The organism is Stenotrophomonas sp. P5_B8, assembly GCF_054049855.1.
In genome coordinates, this window is the sequence record NZ_JBFULO010000769.1 from 1 (window position 1) to 913 (window position 913).

Here is a 913-nt window from a genome sequence, read left to right on the forward strand (position 1 = left end):
CACATTCACCGGCGGAGGGGGAGGTCCGCTACCATTCGCGCTCTTAATCACAAGGATGACGCAACAGATGGCCGTCAAGTCGCTGCATGAGTTTCTGTCCACCACCCAGGAGAAGGACGTCAGTGCCGATGCGTTCGAGCTGGAAAGCCCGCACATGCTGGAGGTGCGCGTCGATGGGATGGTGTGGGCGAAGGCCGGTTCGATGGTGGCCCGCAAGGGCGGGGTGAAGTTCACCCGTCAGGGGCTGCTGGAGCAGGGTCTCGGGACGCTGCTGAAGAAGATGATGACGGGCGAGGGCCTGCAGTTGATGAAGGTGGAGGGGCAGGGGCGTGTGTACCTGGCCGATGCGGGCAAGCAGGTGACGCTGGTGCGGCTGGCCGGGGAGTCGATTTTCGTCAACGGCAACGATGTGCTGGCCTTCGAGACCGGGATCGAGTCGAWGATCACGATGATGAAGAAGGTGGCGGGGATGCTGTCCGGTGGTCTGTTCAACATCAAGTTGAGCGGTCACGGGATCGTGGCGATGACGTCGCACTACGAGCCGTTGACGTTGCCGGTGACGGCGCAGGGCGGTCCGGTGTTCACCGATCCGAACGCGACGGTGGCTTGGTCGGGGTCGCTGGTGCCGGAGATCGTGGCGGATATTTCGCTGGGGACTTTGGTGGGGCGTGGCTCTGGCGAGACGCTGCAGATGCGTTTTGCGGGCGAGGGTTGGGTGGTTGTGCAGCCTTATGAGGAAGTGACGTTCCAGGCTAAGGGGTGAGGGGTTGGGGGTGCGCTGGCGCGCTTTGGCTTTTTTAGCAGCAAGAGCGACGGCAACTGCCAGTGCAACTGCAACTGCAACTGCAACTGCAACGGCGGCGCTGCGGTGCTGCGGGTTGGGTCGGTGCGGGTGGGTTGGCGGGACCGTTGG

General features: G+C 63.3%; 1 protein-coding gene. It reads left to right on the forward strand.

The window, feature by feature from the left end:
- The first annotated feature begins 67 nt into the window (after positions 1–67).
- Positions 68–763: an AIM24 family protein gene (locus ACXJKH_RS21345; RefSeq protein ID WP_457322375.1), complete on the forward strand. Its 696-nt coding sequence runs from the start codon at positions 68–70 to the stop codon at positions 761–763.
- Positions 764–913: the final 150 nt, after the last annotated feature.